The sequence below is a fragment of the Hyphomonas oceanitis SCH89 genome, from assembly GCF_000685295.1.
GTDB classification, from domain to species: Bacteria; Pseudomonadota; Alphaproteobacteria; order Caulobacterales; family Hyphomonadaceae; genus Hyphomonas; species Hyphomonas oceanitis.
Genome location: NZ_ARYL01000025.1, coordinates 41,294 through 58,667 on the forward strand (window position 1 = coordinate 41,294; position 17,374 = coordinate 58,667).

Here is a 17,374-nt window from a genome sequence, read left to right on the forward strand (position 1 = left end):
ATGGCCCACCCCCGTCGTATTTCCATTATGGGCTCGACAGGCTCGATAGGGACGTCTGCCCTTGATGTCGTGGCGCAGGCCAATGCTGCAGGCGATACATCCTTTGAAATCGTCGTACTGGCAGCGGGCAGGGATGCTGCATCCCTTGCAGAGCAGGCGCTGGCCGTCAGACCGGAAATCGCCGTCATCGCTGACGAGAGCCAATTGCCGGAGCTGCGGGACCGTCTGGCGGGCACTGGCATTGAAACGGCCGGCGGAACCTCGGCCATCACAGAATCAGCGACACGTCCCTGCGACCGTATTCTGGCAGCCATCGTGGGCGCAGCAGGGCTGGCCTCGACGCTCGCCGCCGTGCGCCAGGGTACGGATGTCGCCATCGCCAACAAGGAAAGCATTGTCTGCGGTGGCAAGCTGATCCTGTCAGAAGCCGCCAGGTCCGGCGCGCGTATTCTCCCTGTTGATTCGGAACATAGTGGCATATTCCAGTCCATCGGCGACGGTCGGTCGCTCGAGAAGCTCAGCATCACAGCCTCCGGCGGCCCGTTCCGCACTGCGTCGCTGGAACAAATGGCCGGGGTAACGCCCGCTGAGGCGGCCGCCCACCCCAACTGGGCGATGGGCATCAAGAATTCCATCGATAGCGCGACCTTGATGAACAAGGCCCTCGAATTCATCGAAGCCGCTTACCTGTTCGACGTGGATGCGGCGCAGATTGAAGTCCTCGTGCATCCACAATCCATCATCCATGGCATGGCCCATTTTACGGATGGCTCGGTGATCGCGCAGCTGAGCATGCCCGACATGCGCGCCCCGATTGCTTATGCTCTTGGCTGGCCGGACCGGTTAACCACGAATGTCGCCCGGCTCGACCTGGCGGCGTTGGGGCGCCTCGACTTCGAACCTGTTGATCCTTCGCGCTTTCCGGCCATCGAACTCGCCCGCCGCGCGATAAGTCTCGGTACGGGCGGTACTACGGTATTAAATAGCGCTAATGAATCAGCCGTTTCTGCATTTATTGCGGGTCAATGCGGATTTCTGGACATAAGCTGGGTCGTAGAAGAAGCCTTGAGTCGCTTTTCTTCCGGTAATATGGCCTCTTTGGCCTGTGACACGCTGGACGAAATAGCTTATCTGGACCAGTTCGGCCGTGATACGGCGACCGAATTGTTAAGAATGGCCCCTAGCCGGGCAGGAGGGTAAGTCGTTTGGGTCAGCTGCTTAGCCAGGGTCCGCTCTTCATCGTATGCCTCGTCTTCATGATGGGCATCGTCGTGATCATTCACGAGCTTGGACATTTCCTCGTGGGCCGCCTCTTCGGCGCCGCCGTCGAGTCCTTTTCCGTTGGCTTTGGTCGTCCCATTTTCGAACGCAAGGACAAGGTCGGCACGCGCTGGCGCGTCAACTGGATCCCGCTTGGCGGTTTCGTGAAATTCGTCGGCGAAAGCCAGCTGGCCGGTGATGTCGGCAAGATGGAGCAGGGTCCTGTAGGGAAGGCGTATAAGAGCCTGACCGTCTGGCAGCGCATGCTCGTCAGCCTTGCGGGGCCGCTGGCCAATTTCGTCCTCGCAAGCCTGATCTTCGCACTCATCCTGGGTACGCATGGCCGGACGAATTATTCCATCGGCATCGCTGACGTGGTGGCAGACTCACCCGCTGAACGCGGCGGCATGAAGGCTGGCGACGCCTTTGTCAGTGTCAATGGCCATCCGGTCACGGATGCGAGCAGCATCACCATTCCGATCATGCTCAATCCGAATGAAGAAATGACGTTCGAAGTGCTGCGCGATGGCGCGCCCGTTGCCCTGAAAGTGACGCCGGACGAAGTGGTTCGCGAAAACGAATTCGGCCAGATGGTGCCGCAGGCAACCATCGGCATCGCCATGGCGCGCATCGCGGTTGGCGAACGTGTCAAATACAACCCCGTCCAGGCGCTTGGCGCTGGGGTGGTGGAAACCGGCGCTACGATTGACCGGACCGTGACCATGCTGTCGCGCATCGTGACGGGCAAAATGTCCGTGCACACGATGACAGGCCCGGTTGGGATCGGTGATATTTCGCGGCGTGTCGTCAACAAGGTCTGGGAACAGCCGGACGTCAGCCAGACGGCTAAGCTGGAACAACTGTTCTGGATGCTCCTCAGCATCTGTGCCGCCATTTCCGTGGGTGTCGGCTTCTTCAACCTTCTGCCACTGCCTGTGCTGGATGGCGGACACCTCGTCTTTCATGCTTATGAGGCGATTGCGGGCAGGGAACTGCCAGAGAAAGTGCAGGAGATGAGCCTGACATTCGGTCTGATCCTGTTATTGGGGATGGTAGTGGTGATCACATGGGGTGACATCATGGAGACCGGCTTGTTCGGGGGAACGGGCGGCTGATACGGCTGCCTCAGAAATAACAAGAAAGATTTGTCCACAATGCGTAAGTTCCTTGCAGCAACCCTTATGGCGACCAGCGTCTTTTCGTTTGTCGTCCTGCCGGGACTGACCAATACCGCCGAAGCGCAGGAAGACAGCCGCTATGGCGGTACGATCCGGTCCATTCTGGTTGAGGGCAACCAGCGTATCGAAGCGCGTACTGTGCAATCGTATCTCTTGGTCGAGCCGGGTGATCCGTTTGATCCGGAACGTATCGATCTCTCCCTGAAGACCCTGTTCGCCACGAACCTTTTCGCTGACGTCTCCATTGACCGAAGCGGGGATGACCTGCTCGTTCGCGTCGTTGAAAACCCCATCATCAACCGCGTGATCTTCGAGGGTAACAAGGCCCTCAAGGACGACAAGTTCAAGGAAGAGGTTCAGGCAGCCCCGCGCGGAATCTTCACCGCCGCACGTGTTCAGGCCGACGTTCAGCGCATTCTGGAACTGTACCGCCAGTCCGGTCGGTTCGCCGCCAAGGTCGAGCCGCAATACAAGCCGCTGGAGCAGAACCGCGTCGACCTCGTGTTCGAAATCACGGAAGGCCCCGTCACCGGCGTTCGCTCGATCAACTTTATCGGCAACAAGGCCTATTCCGACTCCCGCCTGCGTAGCGAGATCGTGACCCGCCAGTCCCGCCTGTGGCGCTTCTTCAGCTCGAATGACAACTATGACCCTGGCCGTCTCGAATATGACCGCGAGAAGCTGCGCGAGTTCTACCAGAACAATGGTTATTACGATTTCCGCGTGGACTCGGCTGTCGCCGAACTGACGCCGGACCAGAAAGACTTCTACATCACGATGACCATCGATGAAGGTCGTCAGTATGATTTCGGTGAAGTGAAGGTCGAAACCGCGCTTGAGAAACTGGACGCCAAGGCCCTTCGTGCGGCCGTACCGATCCAGACGGGCGATCTCTTCCGCGGCAACCTGATCGAAGAAACAATCGATACGCTGACATATGCTGCCGGTATCGCAGGCTATGCCTTCGTTGATATCCGTCCGCAACTTGATGTGAACCCGGATACGGGCCGCATCGATGTCACCTTCGCCGTGGATGAGGGGCCGCGCGTTTATATCGAGCGCATCAATATCGTCGGCAATACGCAGACACTCGACCGCGTCATCCGCCGTGAACTGCGCATTTCCGAAGGTGACGCCTTCAACCGCATCCTGCTCGACCGTTCCAAGAACCGTGTCCGCGCGCTTGGCTTCTTCAAGGATGTTGAGATCGTCGAAAACCCGGGTGACGGTCCGGACAAGAGCATTGTCGACGTGAAGGTCACAGAGCAGCCAACCGGCGAGCTCTCCTTCGCAGCGGGCTTCTCTTCGGTCGACTCCTATCTCTTCGATCTGAGCGCCTCACAGCGCAACCTGCGGGGCCGTGGCCAGTCGGTCGTCGCCCGTGTGTCGACCTCCAGCCGCCAGCAGGTCGTTGACCTGCGCTTCACAGAGCCCCGCTTCCTTGATCGCAACCTGTCGGCTGGCGTCGATCTCTACGCCACAAAGCAGGACTTCAAGAAGTATGGCAGCTACACCGCCGAGACGATTGGTACCGGCCTGCGCGTCGGCTTCCCGCTCAGCGAGCGGATGCAGATGGGGCTCAGCTACAAGATCCAGTCTGATGACGTTCAGATCCCGGACCGCAACATTATCATTGATACGACGACCGGATTTCAGTCGGGTCGATTGGTCCAGACAGCGGGTGCCGACACACCTAACGATGCGACGGATGATAAATTCCGCCCTGCGACACCGGAAGATTTTCCAGGCGAGCTTCTGATCGTCGACCAGTGTGATCCGCTCTACCTTCTGCGCGATTCCAGCTGCCGCTCCGAGCGCAGCGAACTGTCCAGCATCCTCGGCTACAGCTTCTTCTGGGACCGCACGAACGATCCAATCCAGCCGACGCGCGGCTTTGACTTCCGCTTCAGCCAGGAAGTCGCCGGTCTTGGCGGTGATGTGAAATACCTTCGCACCGAAAGCAGCGCCTCACTTTACCGCGGTATCTGGAAAGACATCATTGCCAGCGCCCGTTTCTCGGGCGGCTATATCTTCCCTCTGGAAGACGGCCAGGGCATCCGGATCAACAACCGCTTTTTCCGCGGTGGCAGCACGTTCCGGGGCTTCGACGTGGCCGGCCTCGGCCCACGTGAGATCGTGCGGGTTTACGACCCGGAGACCGGTGAACTCCTGTCGACGCGTCGCGGCAACTCGCTCGGGGGCAACCTCTACTATCAGGGTACGTTCGAACTCACCCTGCCAAGCGTGTTCCCTGAAGAGTACGGCATCAAGAGTGCCCTCTTTGCAGATGTCGGTGCTGTGGGAACGCTTCGCGGTCCTGATGTCAGCCCAACCGTCTACTACGAGCCAGGCGACGGCACGACCGCTGTCCGCCTGACCAAGGATGCCACAGCCCTGCGGGCATCGGCCGGTCTGAGCGTCTTCTGGGATTCCCCATTCGGGCCCATCCGCTTTGACTTCTCGCAGATCCTTCGCAGGGAAGACTATGACCGAACCGAAACTTTCCGGTTCTCAACCTCTACACGTTTCTAATCCAGAAATGCCAAACAGGAGACGGACCATGTCCCTATTCAAACACATGCTTTTTGCCCTTTCGCTGGTTGTCAGCGCTGCGGCCGTTACGGCCCCTGCAGCGTCTGCCCAGAGCGCGACCGTCGTCATGATCGACGAAGGCCGCATTCTCAGCGACAGCAAGGCTGGCAAGGACATCCAGACCAAACTGAAGAACCTTGAGACCCAGATGAAGAACGAACTGGAGCCAACCCGCGCCACGCTCGAAACCGACGGCAAGGCGCTTCAGGCCAAGGTCGAAGGCAAGACCCGTGAAGCGGTTGCTGCCGATACGGCGCTCGTCTCGCAACTCACCGCTTACCAGAACCGGGCCAATGCCTTTGCCCAGAAGCGCCAGACCGTCAGCCAGGAATTCCAGCTGACCGAGCGAGCCGCTCTGATCGAGTTCAACAAGGCGATCGAACCCGTCCTGATGGAAGTCGTGAAGGAGAAGAATGCCCAGGTCGTCATGTCGAAATCCCAGGTCATCTACAGCTCGGATGCAATCGACGTAAGCGCTGCGGTTATCTCCAAGCTGGATGCTAAGACGCCGACGATCACGGTCACACGCCAGCGCGCGCCGGCCCAACCCGCACAATAGGACGAATGGCTAGGTGACGGTCGATCCACGCTTCTACGCACCGCAAGGCGCTCTGACGCTTGGCAAGATCGCGGAGCTGACGGGCGCCGTCCTGAACGGTGATGCGTCAGTTGAGATCACGAGTGTCTCCGCAGCGGCCACAGGTCGCCGCGGAGACCTCGCCTTCCTCGATGGCGACGGCAAAGGCGACGTCTCCGTCGGTGCTGACGTCTCGGCCCTCATTGTCAACGAAGCCAATCTCAAGCATGCGCCCGAAGGTGTTCCTTGTCTGGTAACGCCGCTACCGCGCCACTTTCACGGCCTCGTGGCCTACGCGCTGTTCCAGCCGCGTCACCTGATCTGGTCGGGCGACGACCGGATTTCTCCTGAGGCCAAGGTGCACCCCGGCGCGATTGTATCGCCCGGCGCGGTCGTGGGGCCCGGTGCAACGGTCGGCGAAGGCACGGTGATAGGCGCGAATGCGGTGATTGGTCCGGGTGTCCAGGTCGGTCGAAATTGTCGTATCGGCGCGAATGTCTCGCTGATCTGCGCGCTTGTCGGTGATAAGGTCACGCTCCTGTCCGGCGTACGCATTGGCGAGGCCGGGTTCGGTGTCACCGGTGGTCCGGCGGGCATGGAAGACGCGCCCCATTTCGGCCGCGTCATCCTGCAGGACAATGTCACGATCGGCGCGAACTCCTGCATTGATCGCGGCGTGTTCGACGACACGATCATTGGCGAGCGCACCAAGATCGATAATCTCTGCCAGATCGCCCATAATGTCGTTTTCGGACGCAGCGTCGTCATGGCAGCGTTCGGGGGCATTTCGGGCTCCGTGACTGTCGGCGACGGCGCGCGGATCGGTGGGCGCGTCGGCATTGCTGACCATGTCGTCATCGGTGACGGCGTAAACCTCGCTGCCTCGGCAGGTGTTTTCCGCAATATCGAGGCAGGCGAAACATGGGGGGGAACACCAGCCAAGCCCATCCGTCAGTGGATGCGGGAAGTTGCCTGGTTGCAGAAACAGGCAAATCCGAAGAAAACCACCTGAACGCGGCTGCACCGATCTTCCCTCAACCGCAGCGCCCGGATCCGCCCATGCCCGTCGAAATCCATCCTACCGCCTATGTCGAGACCGGCGCCGAGCTTGGCGAAGGCACACGCGTTGGCCCGTTCTGCCATGTCGGCCCGCATGCCGTGATTGGCGCTGGCAGCGAGCTGCGTTCGCATTCCGTTGTTATCGGGCACACAACGCTGGGCGAGAACAGCGTCCTGCACCCCCATGCGGTCGTCGGTGGCCCGCCGCAGGTGATCGGCTTTCAGGAAACGCCTGAGTCGCGCCTGCAAATCGGCAACAATTGCACCTTCCGGGAATATGCGACGGCCCATACCGGCATCCCGAAATTTGGCGGCCTGACCCAGGTCGGCGATAATTGCTTCATCATGATCGGCGCGCACATCGCGCATGACAATCACATCGGCAACAGTGTCGTCATGGCGAACAATGTCTCGCTCGCTGGTCACATCACCGTGGGCGACAATGTCTGGTTCGGCGGGCTGGCGGCCGTGCACCAGTTCACGCGCATTGGCCGCAATGCCTTCATCGGCGGTGGCGCGATCCTCGTGGAGGACGTCATCCCTTTCGGCTCCGTCGTCGGCAACCATGCCAAGCTTTCCGGCCTCAACATGGTCGGCCTCAAGCGGCGTGGCTTCGACAAGTCCCAGCTTCAGGAAATCCGCAGCGCCTACAAGGCGGTCTTCACGGGCGAGGGCCTGTTCAAGGACCGCCTGGCGCAGGCTGCTGTAACCTTCGCGGGCAAGCCGCTGGCCATGGAAATGATCGACTTCATCCGACAGGGCGGCGACCGGCCGATCTGCAAACCCTGATGTGCGCGTCATGACTGCCCCTCTCGGATTGATCGCAGGATTGGGCGACCTGCCTGTCAGCATCGCGGAGAATGCCGTTCAGACGGGGCAGGGCGTCTATGTCCTTCGGCTCAAGGGCTTCGAGGAACCACGCCTCGCCGCCTATCCGGGCGATGTGGTCGGCCTCGGTGAAGTCGGCAAACTCTACACGCTGCTCAAGAAGGCTGGCTGCAAAGACGTGCTGTTTGCCGGCATCGTGAAGCGCCCAAACTTCAAGGACCTTAAGCTGGACCTTCGCGGCGCGGCTCTGCTTCCCAAGGTCATTGCCGAAGCCGGGAAGGGCGATGACGCCCTCCTGCGCCTGCTGGTCAGGGAAATGGAGAAACAGGGTTTCAACGTGGTAGGCTCCGATGAGGTCAATGCCGGCCTCCTAGCACCTTCTGGCCTGATCGCCGGCCCACAGCCGACTGAAACGGCCCTCGCTGACATCAAGCGCGGGGCACATGTCGTGGCCGCTCTGGGCGATCTCGATATCGGGCAGGGCTGCGTGGTCTGCGACGGCCTCGTGCTGGCTGTTGAGGCACAGGAGGGTACCGACGCGATGCTCGCGCGCATCGCAACCCTCCCGGAAGCGATCCGGGGCACGCCCAACGCGCGACGTGGCGTACTCGTAAAACGGCCCAAACCCGGTCAGGAACGCCGCATCGACCTGCCCACGGTTGGTCTTTCAACGGTCGAGCATGTCGCAGCGGCGGGCCTTGCAGGCCTCGCGGTCGAGGCTGACGGCGCCCTTATGCTCGGGCGGGACAAGATGCAGGCCGCCGCTGAGCGCCTCGGCATCTTCATCTACGGATTCGAGGCATGACGGCGCCCCGGCTATACTTCGTCGCGGCTGAGTCCTCAGGCGACCTGCTGGCCCGCGAAGTGATTGAAGCTATCCGGACCCGCCAACCTGACGTGTATGTCTCGGGCATTGGCGGTGCCGAGATGGCGTCCCTCGGCATCGTCTCGCCACTGGATATCGCGCCACTCTCCGTTCTCGGCCTGCTGGAAGGCCTTAAGGCTTATGGCACCGTCGTGAAGCTCGCCGATGTGGCCGCTGATGCCATCGTTGCGGATGCACCCGACGCCGTCATCCTGGTTGATTCATGGGGCTTCATGTTGCGCGTTGCGCAGCGCGTCCGGGCGCGGGCGCCCCACATTAAACTGGTCAAGCTGATCGGGCCGCAAGTGTGGGCTACGCGCGCAGGCAGGGCGAAAACGCTCGCCGCGACCGTGGATCATCTCCTTTGCATGCACGAGATCGAGGCGCCGTATTACGAGCCGTTCGGTCTGAAGACGACGGTTATCGGCAACCCGGCCCTGTCTCGCCACCAATGGGGAAATGGCGAAGCCTTCCGCGCCGCCCACGGCATTCGTGCCGATGCGCAGGTCGTGCTCGTCTTGCCGGGCAGCCGCTCGAGCGAGATCAAGCGCGTGGCGCCGGCGCTCGTAGAGGCGGCGCGCATCCTCAAGGACTCCGACCCCGAGCGGACGATTGTCATGGCGCCCGCCGCCAGCGTGGCCGCTCAGTTCGCCGAGGCTTTTCCGGATGTCACGGAATGGGCAACCGTTTCAAGCAATCCCGCCGAGCGCTATGACGCGATGGCGGCGGCCGATCTGTCGCTCGCCTGTTCCGGTACGGTGACGAGCGAACTGGCCATGCAGGGCACGCCGATGATCGTCGCCTACAAGACGGGCTGGGTGACCTGGTCGCTCGCGCGCGGCTTCCTCTACAAGAGACGCCATATCACGCTGCTGAACATCGTCAGTGATGACGAAGAGATCGTGCCGGAGTTTGTCCAGACACAGCAAAAGCCGGAGCTTATTGCATCCCAGGCGCTGCAATGGCTGACCAATCCGGAAGCCCTGGCCGAACAGAGGGCCGAACAGCAAATCGCCCTCTCCCGAATGAAAGAGGGCGATCGCGATGCAGCCGAAATTGCGGCTGAAGTGATCCTTGAGGAAGCTGGCGCCTAGCGCTTGTCCATCGGAACATAGTCGCGCATGGCGTGACCGGTATAGATCTGGCGCGGACGGCCGATGCGCTGCGTCGGGTCGTCGATCATTTCGTTGAGCTGAGCAACCCAGCCAACGGTGCGCGCGAGTGCGAAGAGCACGGTGAACATCTGCTTGGGGAAGCCCATCGCATCAAGGATGATGCCGGAATAGAAGTCGACGTTCGGATAGAGCTTCTTCTCGACGAAATACTCGTCTTCGAGTGCAATGCGCTCCAGCTCCATGGCCACTTTGAGGATTGGCTGATCGCGCAGACCGAGCAGGTCGAGCACTTCGTGAGCCGATTCCCGCATCACAGTGGCGCGTGGATCGTAGTTCTTATAGACGCGGTGACCGAAGCCCATGAGGCGGAAGGGATCGTTCTTGTCCTTGGCCTTCTCGATATATTCCGGAATGCGATCAACCGTGCCGATCTCGTGCAGCATGTTGAGGCAGGCCTCGTTGGCGCCGCCATGGCTTGGGCCCCAGAGGCAGGCAACGCCTGCAGCGACAGCCGCGAACGGGTGTGCGCCCGAAGAACCGGCGAGGCGCACGGTGGACGTCGAGGCGTTCTGTTCGTGATCGGCGTGCAGGATGAAGAAGCGGTCCATCGCCTTGGCGATTTTCGGATCAACCTTGTAATCCTCGGCCGTGACCGAGAAGCACATGTTCAGGAAGTTCTCGGCATAGGAGAGCTCGTTACGCGGATCGACGAACTTCTGGCCCATATTGTACTTCAGGATGCGGGCGCAGAGCGTTGGCATCTTGGCGACGAGGCGGATTGAACCGAGGTGGCGCTCCACTGGGTCTTCGCTGTCGATGGCGCCAGGATAGAACGAGGCCATCGCGCCAACTGCGCCGGTCAGCATCGCCATAGGGTGGCTGTCGCGGCGGAAGCCTTCGAAGAAGCGGTCCATCTGCGTGTGGAGAAGGGTGTGTTGCTTGATTTCGGCGTTGAAGACGTCGAGTTCATCTTTCTTGGGCAAAGCACCCTTCAGGATGAGGTGGCAGACTTCCGGAAAGGTCGACTGTTCGGCCAGCTGGCCAATCGGGTAACCACGGTGGAGCAGCACGCCTTCGTCACCATCGATGAAAGTGATCTGGCTTTCGCAGCTGGCTGTCGACGTGAAACCAGGGTCGAAGGTGAAATGGTTGGATTCCGCGTAGAATTTGCGGACATCGACAACATTTGGCCCGTGCGTTCCGGACAGGACCGGCAGATCATACGATTTGCCAGCGACTTCCAGCTTGGCGGTCCCGGCATTCTTAGTCTTGTTTTCCATCAGCATTTGCCCTTCATGTTCAGTGTCTGTCCGGCGTGGCCTAGCTGCCAGCCTGGACGAGTTGATCGTCAATTCGCCCGAGCGCTTCCTCTTTGCCGAGCCATTCCAGCACCGGCGCAATGTCGGGTGCGGGAAGGCCGCCAGTGAGCGCGGCGCGAAGCGGTTGACCTACCTGCCCCATAGATAGGTCTTGTGCAGTGCAATACGAAGTAATCGTTCCCGAAATTTCTTCAGCTGTCCACTGCGATATCGACGCCAGTTCGTGACGCAACCCGGCGAGCCGGTCAAGCCCTTCCGGGGAAAGCGCCTTCCTGGCGTTCTTGTTCATATTCAGTGGTCGCTGGGCCTGCAGGAATGCAAAAGCGGATGCCAGCTCTGACAGCGTGCTGCCACGGTCCTTCAGATGCGGAAGGGCGCGGAGAATGCGCGCCTGTTGTTCTGGCTGTAGTGCGCCATCTGCCTCGAAGAGTGGCTTGAGCAGGCCGAACAGGCGGTCATCGTCTGCAAGGCGCATGAAGTGGGAGTTGATCTGGCCCAGTTTCTCCAGGTCGAGGCGGGCTGGCGCACGTCCGATACCGGCGAGATCGAAGAGGGAAATAGCCTCTTCCTCGGTGAAGATTTCCTGGTCGCCATGGCTCCATCCGAGACGCAGCAGGTAGGCTTTCATCGCTTCCGGCAGATACCCCATCTCGCGATAGGCGAGTGTGGAGAGTGCGCCGTGGCGTTTGGACAGCTTGGCGCCATCCGGCCCATGGATCAGCGAGACATGCGCGAAGGCAGGAGCCTGCCACCCCATGGCCTCATAAATCGGGATCTGGCGGAACGTGTTGCGCAGATGGTCGTCGCCGCGGATGACCTGCGTCACGCCCATGTCATGGTCGTCCACCACGACGGCCAGCATATATGTCGGCGTGCCGTCGGCGCGCAGCATGATGAGGTCATCAATCTCACTGGCCTGAATGCGCACAGTGCCCTGAACACCATCTTCCACGACACGGTCGCCATCATCCGGCGCGCGCAGGCGGATCGTATAGGGGGCGTCTGGCGCAGGCGCGGCGGCGCCATCACGCCATGGCGAACGATAGGGCGCAAGCAGGTCATTAGCCTCGGCCAGCAGGGCCGCGCGTGCCTCATCGCTGAGGCCATCAGCCTTGGCGGCCTGGCGCTTCTCCTCGCCAAGGTCGCGGCGCGCCTGCAGCTCTTCCGGTGTGGCGTAGCATTTGAACGCAGTGCCGCGCGACAGCATCTCGGCGGCCACTTCGGCATGGCGCGCTTCACGGCTGGATTGCATCAGCGGTGCCTCATCGGCGTCTAAGCCGAGCCAGGTCATGCCCTCAAGGATGGCGGCTGTCGCTTCGTCCGTCGAGCGGGCGCGATCTGTGTCTTCGATACGTAGCAGGAAGCGGCCGCCATGGTGACGGGCAAACAAGTAGTTGAAAAGTGCGGTCCTTGCCCCTCCAATGTGCAACATGCCGGTGGGAGAAGGGGCAAATCGCGTGACAACGGTCATAAGGGCGTCAGGCTCCAGGTAAATGCAGGTGGATACTTCATCTGTGGTGCACAAACACAAGGTTGCGCCGGAAGGCAAGGGGGCCGCCCCGGCCTGGCGCACCCGGTGGACAGGCATGTGGTCACTGGCCGCGATTGATGCGCGCCCGCTCCTCTTCGCCTTTTCCCTCTGCGCGGGAGCGGCGACCTATTTTCTGGCCCCCGAAGAGCCGTCGCTTTTGGCCTGTCTTGGCGCGTGGATTGGGGCAGGGCTGCTCCTGCTTGCGGCGCGGCGCTTAGTGACGTGGAGCTTCCTTTATGTGCTGATGGTGGCTGGTTTCGGGGTCGTCACAGGATTCACGGCGGGTGCCGTGCGTACCCGTTTGGTCGATGCACCGGTGGTGACTGAAGCGACGCGCCCGGTCATGCTGGAAGGCTGGGTGGCGGGCGTGGAGCCCGGCAAGAAGGGGCCACGTCTCCGCCTCGAAGTCCATGCCATTCAAGGCTTCGCGCCGGAGGACCAGCCACGTTTCGTGCGGCTGACGCATATGGCGCGGCTGGAAGTGGCGCCGGGCCGCTTCGTGCGCTGCTGGGCCGTGCTGAGGCCGCCGCCTGCGCCCGTCCTGCCTGGCGATTATGATTTTCAGCGACAGGCGTATTTCGAGCAGCTGGGCGCCGTGGGCTATGTGCAGGGCCGCTGCCGGGGCGGGACGCTCGGCGCGCCGACGGGGATTGCGGATCGGCTTGGCATCAGCCTCTCGACCTTTCGGCGGAACCTCGCCGCTCATGTGAATGTGGCGGCAGGCGAGCGCGCAGGCGGGTTCGCGGCGGCGCTGATCTCGGGCGACCGCAGCTTCATGGCGGAGGAGGACCAGGAGGCGCTGAGAGGATCAGGTCTTGCCCACCTGCTGGCCATTTCCGGCCTGCACATGGGCATTGTCGGGGGACTTGTGTTCTTCCTGACGCAAAAGGCCCTCGTCCTGTTCGAGCCTTTGGCGTTGCGCGTGCCGGTCCAGAAGCCGGCGGCCGTGACGGCCCTGCTGGCGAGCCTTGCCTATCTCGTCCTGTCTGGGGCGAGCGTTTCGACGCAGCGGGCCTTTATCATGTCGGCGGTGGTGTTCGGCGCTGTGCTGTTTGACCGGGCGGCGATCTCGATGCGCTCCTTTGCGATTGCGATGATCGCTGTGGTGCTGCTGCAGCCGGAGAGCGTGATGACGCCGGGGTTCCAGATGTCGTTTGCGGCCTCGGGGGCGTTGATTGCGACCTATGAGGCGTGGTCGCACCGCAGGGCGGGGCGGGAACGCGTTCTGGGGCCGATCCCCTTTGCGTGGGCCTCACTGGTGATGACATCTGTTGTCGCTGCAGTGGCGACAGCACCCTTTGCGCTCTACCATTTTGACAGGCTGGCGGGGCTGGGGCTGATTGCGAACCTTTTGGCCATGCCGGTGATCAGTTTCGTGAGTGCGCCGTCTGCGGCGCTGGCACTGCTGCTGACGCCGTTCGGGCTGGGCGATGTGGGGCTGAGGCTGTTTGGCTATTCGCTGGAACTGGTGCTGATGATTGCGCATGGGTGCGCCGATATGGCGCCGTCCAAAGTGTCCCTCCCGTCGGCGATGCCGGGGGCAAGCATGGCGCTGTTTGCGGTCTCGCTGGCCCTCGTGACGACCGCTCGTGGGGCAGGTCGGGTACTTCTGTGTGCACTCGCGGTCCTTCCGGCGGTCTATTTGTGGACAGAGAGCCCGCAACTGGTCCTGCACTGGTCTGCTTCCGGCGAGGTTTTCGCCAGAACCAGCGAGGGCGGCATGAAGCGTTTCGACTTCGCGGATGGCGATGGGCTGGCGCCGCTGCGCTACAGCACGCTGGAGGCGGCAAGCTGCGGGGAGTTGCCTTGCGAACTGGAGACACCTGCCGGACGCCTTGAACTGAGCAACGAGGGCAATTGCCGGCCTCTTCATGAGGCGGTCCTGCAGCTGTCGCTAACGGCGCCCGGAGAGGCGTGCGCGTTCAATCACAATTGGGAACAGGTTAGCCGAGTAGGCGGGCTTTCCGTTTGGCAGGGCAAGTCTGGAATGATTGTCCAGGCCGGCGCGGTATGCCGCGACCGGCCATGGAGGCAGTGTCAGTCGTAGCGGCGGACGAGGGCGACGAGGCGGCCCTGAATCTGCACGCGGTCGGGACCGAAAATGCGGGTTTCGTAGGCCGGGTTGGCGGCTTCAAGGGCAACGGAGGCCCCCTTGCGACGCAGGCGCTTCAGCGTCGCTTCTTCGCCGTCGATCAGGGCGACAACGATGTCGCCCGTATTGGCGGCTTCGGTGCGGCGGAGGATGACGAGATCGCCCTCGAGGATGCCGGCCTCAATCATGGAATCGCCTTTGACCTCGAGTGCGAAGTGTTCTTCGCCCTCGGCAAGGTCATCCGGCGCAGTGATATGGCCATTGTCCTGCTGGATGGCGGAGATGGGCACACCGGCCGCGATACGCCCCAGAATGGGGATGGCACGGGGGGCACGCGCCTCGGTCGGCAGGCCGGTGGCGACGAGCGCTGGCTTGAAATCCTTGCGGCCGCGAGCGGCCTGCGTGGGAATCGCGGACTCAGGCATCTTGAGCACTTCGAGGGCGCGAGCCCGATGCGCGAGACGGCGGATGAAACCGCGTTCCTCAAGCGCCGAGATCAGGCGGTGAATGCCGGACTTGGAAGCAAGATTGAGCGCTTCCTTCATTTCATCAAAAGAGGGGGAAACACCGGTCTCCTTGATCCGCTCATTGATGAAGAGCAGCAGCTCTTTCTGTTTACTGGTCAGCACGGGTGATTCCTTCCGTCCGAATCTATGTTCTCATATGTTCTACATGCGTTCATGTTTCGGGTCAATTGGAACGGGCTTTTCTTAACCCTGTCACCGCGGATTCACGTAATAGGTTCATCTTCATCAGGCTTTCCCCAATGAGGAAGCGCCGGGCGCCAGACGCTCGCAACCGAATGATGTGATCTGTCGTGGATATGCCGCTTTCGGCGATCAGGTGACGATCTGAGGGGACCAGAGGGGCCAGCCGCTCAGTGGTGGTAAGGTCGGTCACCATGCGCTTCAGGTCGCGATTATTGACGCCGATCAGGGGCGACGGAAGGCGCAGCGCACGTTCCAATTCGGCCTCGTCATGGGTTTCAATGAGAACATCCATGCCGAAACCGGTTGCGGCAGCTGAAAGCTCGCCAGCCAGCACGTCATCAACGGCCGACAGGATGACGAGGATGCAGTCGGCGCCATGGGCGCGGGCTTCGGCGACCTGAATGGTGTCGACGAGGAAATCCTTGCGCAGCATGGGCAGGCTGACGGCGCTGCGGATGGCGGCGAAATCGGCGAGCGATCCGCCAAAGCTGGGCCCATCGGTCAGCACCGAGAGACAGGCCGCGCCGCCGGACTCGTATTCCCGGGCAATGGCGACAGGGTCAGCGCCGGGCAGGATTTCGCCAGCAGATGGGCTCTTGCGCTTCAGTTCGCAGATCAGGGCGTTTTCGTCTGTCGCCGTGATGCGGTCCATGGCTGCCGCAAAGCCGCGGATGGGGCTGGCCTCGCTGGCCATGCGCGAGAAGCTTTCGAAGGATTCGCCGCGCTTCAGCGCGGCCACTTCGTCATGCTTGTAGGCGATGATGCGGTCGAGGGCGGTGCTCATGCCGGTTCCTGCCCGTTGGAGAGGGCGGCGAGGCGGCGCAGCGTGTCGCGGGCCTTGCCTGAGTCAATGGCTTCGGTCGCCATGGCCGCGCCCTGTTTCAGGTCAGACGCGAGGCCGAGGACGTGGAGCCCGGCGGCGGCGTTGAGCAATACAGCGTCGCGGAACGGGCCCTCCTGGCTGTCGAGCAGGTCGGTGATGGCCATGGCGTTGTCCTGCACGCTGCTGCCTTCAAGGCGCGAGAGCGGGCTGGTGTCGAGGCCGGCATCGGCGGGATGGATTTCGAATTCGCGGATGGCGCCGTTTTCGACTTCGCAGACATGGCTGGCGCCAGCGATGGACAGCTCGTCAATGCCGTCGCGGCCGTGAACGACCCAGGCTTTAGTGGTGCCGAGCGCGGCCAGCGCTTCGGCCATGGGCCGGGTCCATTGCGGGGCGAAGACGCCGAGGACCTGGAATCGCGCGTCGGCCGGATTGGAGAGGGGGCCGAGCAGGTTGAAGATGGTGCGGATGCCGAGCTTGGCCCGCACCGGCGCGACATGGCGCATGGCGCTGTGATGCGCGCGGGCGAACATGAAGGCGACACCGGCGCCATTGAGGCAGGCCTGGAATTCGCTCTCGTCGGTTTCAAGATTCACGCCAAGCGCTTCGAGCACGTCGGCCGAGCCTGTCTTGGGCGGAACGGACCGGTTGCCATGCTTGGCGACGCGGCCACCCGCAGCGGCGATGACGAGCGCGCTGGCGGTGGATGTGTTGAGGCTCTTCCATGGGAGGCCGCCGGTGCCGCATGTATCGAGCACGGGGCCTTCGACATGAACCTTGCGGGCGTGCTGACGCATGATGCGGGCGCCGGCAGTCAGCTCTGTGGCCGTCTCGCCGCGCACCGCGAGGCCTGTCAGGAAAGCGCCGATCTCTTCCGGGGCGGCTTCGCCCGTCAGCAGGAGTTCGAACGCTGTTTCGAGTGTCTCGCCTTCCAGCGTCTCATTGCGGGCGATGGCCTTGATGGCCGTGGTGAGGGCAGTGTCAGTCATCAATGAATTCCGGCTCAAGGTGGACAGCGATAGCGGTCCTGGTCCGGTGGTTCAATGCAGTGAATGAGAATTATTGCCAACGTAGAATATACGATTTTGATATTCATCACATTGAATGAGCCGCGCAAGAGTTGTCGTCGGATCATTTAGGCAGTCAGCCCAATATAAACGCCCATATTATTTTAATCAAAAGTAGTGTATTATTACTACCAAAGGGGGCATTGCTATGGTTTGTGTACGCTCAATATTCCGTATTTTTTGGCTAGCGTTGATAATGATGCTGCCGGCAGGATGCCTTACGGCTTATCGACCGCCTGCTGAAAATATCTACACATGCGAAGACTTCGAGGCCAATCCGAAAGTTATAAAAAAAATGGCGGACGAAGGCGTAACCGGCTCGTTGCTAGTGGCCTGCCCCACAGGGGTGATCCACCAG

The 17,374-nt window shown here is 61.6% G+C and carries 14 protein-coding genes; 9 read left to right on the forward strand and 5 right to left on the reverse strand.

What is annotated here, in order from left to right:
• Genes dxr through HOC_RS14930 form a run of 8 tightly spaced genes read left to right on the forward strand, consistent with a single transcriptional unit; the run spans position 1 to position 9,453 of the window.
• The gene (gene dxr / locus HOC_RS14895) at positions 1 to 1,200 is read left to right on the forward strand and encodes a 1-deoxy-D-xylulose-5-phosphate reductoisomerase (RefSeq protein WP_035539998.1); all 1,200 of its coding nucleotides are present in this window, start codon (positions 1 to 3) and stop codon (positions 1,198 to 1,200) included.
• Between the two features lie 5 nt (positions 1,201 to 1,205).
• Positions 1,206 to 2,375 (forward strand): M50 family metallopeptidase, encoded by a 1,170-nt coding sequence (locus HOC_RS14900; protein WP_035540000.1) that lies wholly within the window; start codon positions 1,206 to 1,208, stop codon positions 2,373 to 2,375.
• A gap of 39 nt (positions 2,376 to 2,414) precedes the next feature.
• Positions 2,415 to 4,970 (forward strand): outer membrane protein assembly factor BamA, encoded by a 2,556-nt coding sequence (gene bamA / locus HOC_RS14905; RefSeq protein ID WP_035540003.1) that lies wholly within the window; start codon positions 2,415 to 2,417, stop codon positions 4,968 to 4,970.
• 28 nt (positions 4,971 to 4,998) lie between these two features.
• Positions 4,999 to 5,589: an OmpH/Skp family outer membrane protein gene (locus HOC_RS14910; protein ID WP_035540005.1), complete on the forward strand. Its 591-nt coding sequence runs from the start codon at positions 4,999 to 5,001 to the stop codon at positions 5,587 to 5,589.
• Between the two features lie 13 nt (positions 5,590 to 5,602).
• Positions 5,603 to 6,619 (forward strand): UDP-3-O-(3-hydroxymyristoyl)glucosamine N-acyltransferase, encoded by a 1,017-nt coding sequence (lpxD, locus tag HOC_RS14915; protein ID WP_035540006.1) that lies wholly within the window; start codon positions 5,603 to 5,605, stop codon positions 6,617 to 6,619.
• Positions 6,620 to 6,666: 47 nt separating this feature from the next.
• The gene (gene lpxA / locus HOC_RS14920; protein WP_035540007.1) at positions 6,667 to 7,455 is read left to right on the forward strand and encodes an acyl-ACP--UDP-N-acetylglucosamine O-acyltransferase; all 789 of its coding nucleotides are present in this window, start codon (positions 6,667 to 6,669) and stop codon (positions 7,453 to 7,455) included.
• Between the two features lie 10 nt (positions 7,456 to 7,465).
• Positions 7,466 to 8,299 (forward strand): LpxI family protein, encoded by an 834-nt coding sequence (locus HOC_RS14925; protein ID WP_035540031.1) that lies wholly within the window; start codon positions 7,466 to 7,468, stop codon positions 8,297 to 8,299.
• Positions 8,296 to 9,453 carry a lipid-A-disaccharide synthase gene (locus HOC_RS14930; RefSeq protein WP_035540009.1) on the forward strand — a complete coding sequence of 386 codons (1,158 nt, stop codon included), beginning with the start codon at positions 8,296 to 8,298 and terminating at the stop codon, positions 9,451 to 9,453. The genes HOC_RS14925 and HOC_RS14930 overlap by 4 nt, the downstream gene beginning before the upstream one ends.
• Here the strand turns inward: HOC_RS14930 and HOC_RS14935 are convergent.
• Entirely contained in the window at positions 9,450 to 10,754 is a 1,305-nt protein-coding gene (locus HOC_RS14935; protein ID WP_035540033.1) for a citrate synthase, read from the reverse strand. The genes HOC_RS14930 and HOC_RS14935 overlap by 4 nt on opposite strands.
• A 40-nt stretch (positions 10,755 to 10,794) precedes the next feature.
• Positions 10,795 to 12,264 carry a glutamate--tRNA ligase gene (gltX, locus tag HOC_RS14940; protein WP_035540011.1) on the reverse strand — a complete coding sequence of 490 codons (1,470 nt, stop codon included), beginning with the start codon at positions 12,262 to 12,264 and terminating at the stop codon, positions 10,795 to 10,797.
• A 28-nt stretch (positions 12,265 to 12,292) separates the two neighbouring features.
• Here gltX and HOC_RS14945 point away from each other — a divergent pair, with 28 nt between their 5' ends.
• Positions 12,293 to 14,371 carry a ComEC/Rec2 family competence protein gene (locus HOC_RS14945; protein WP_162174864.1) on the forward strand — a complete coding sequence of 693 codons (2,079 nt, stop codon included), beginning with the start codon at positions 12,293 to 12,295 and terminating at the stop codon, positions 14,369 to 14,371.
• On the opposite strand, the gene lexA is transcribed toward HOC_RS14945, so the two are convergent.
• The 3 genes from lexA to trpD all read right to left on the reverse strand — a co-directional run bounded on the left by lexA (position 14,362) and on the right by trpD (position 16,938).
• Positions 14,362 to 15,045, reverse strand: a complete 684-nt coding sequence (lexA, locus tag HOC_RS14950) for a transcriptional repressor LexA (protein WP_035540013.1) — start codon at positions 15,043 to 15,045, stop codon at positions 14,362 to 14,364. The two genes, HOC_RS14945 and lexA, sit on opposite strands and share 10 nt — an antisense overlap.
• A gap of 61 nt (positions 15,046 to 15,106) precedes the next feature.
• The gene (locus HOC_RS14955) at positions 15,107 to 15,910 is read right to left on the reverse strand and encodes an indole-3-glycerol phosphate synthase TrpC (RefSeq protein WP_035540015.1); all 804 of its coding nucleotides are present in this window, start codon (positions 15,908 to 15,910) and stop codon (positions 15,107 to 15,109) included.
• Positions 15,907 to 16,938 (reverse strand): anthranilate phosphoribosyltransferase, encoded by a 1,032-nt coding sequence (gene trpD, locus HOC_RS14960; RefSeq protein ID WP_035540017.1) that lies wholly within the window; start codon positions 16,936 to 16,938, stop codon positions 15,907 to 15,909. The genes HOC_RS14955 and trpD overlap by 4 nt, the downstream gene beginning before the upstream one ends.
• Positions 16,939 to 17,374: the final 436 nt, after the last annotated feature.

Bases quoted from the DNA above. Each gene is read 5' to 3' on its own strand.
- dxr (WP_035539998.1), top strand. From the start codon at position 1: ATGGCCCACCCCCGTCGTATTTCCATTATGGGCTCGACAGGCTCGATA.
- bamA (WP_035540003.1), top strand. From the start codon at position 2,415: ATGCGTAAGTTCCTTGCAGCAACCCTTATGGCGACCAGCGTCTTTTCG.
- HOC_RS14910 (WP_035540005.1), top strand. From the start codon at position 4,999: ATGTCCCTATTCAAACACATGCTTTTTGCCCTTTCGCTGGTTGTCAGC.
- lpxA (WP_035540007.1), top strand. From the start codon at position 6,667: ATGCCCGTCGAAATCCATCCTACCGCCTATGTCGAGACCGGCGCCGAG.
- HOC_RS14925 (WP_035540031.1), top strand. From the start codon at position 7,466: ATGACTGCCCCTCTCGGATTGATCGCAGGATTGGGCGACCTGCCTGTC.
- HOC_RS14930 (WP_035540009.1), top strand. From the start codon at position 8,296: ATGACGGCGCCCCGGCTATACTTCGTCGCGGCTGAGTCCTCAGGCGAC.
- HOC_RS14935 (WP_035540033.1), bottom strand. From the start codon at position 10,754: ATGGAAAACAAGACTAAGAATGCCGGGACCGCCAAGCTGGAAGTCGCT.
- gltX (WP_035540011.1), bottom strand. From the start codon at position 12,264: ATGACCGTTGTCACGCGATTTGCCCCTTCTCCCACCGGCATGTTGCAC.
- HOC_RS14955 (WP_035540015.1), bottom strand. From the start codon at position 15,910: ATGAGCACCGCCCTCGACCGCATCATCGCCTACAAGCATGACGAAGTG.
- trpD (WP_035540017.1), bottom strand. From the start codon at position 16,938: ATGACTGACACTGCCCTCACCACGGCCATCAAGGCCATCGCCCGCAAT.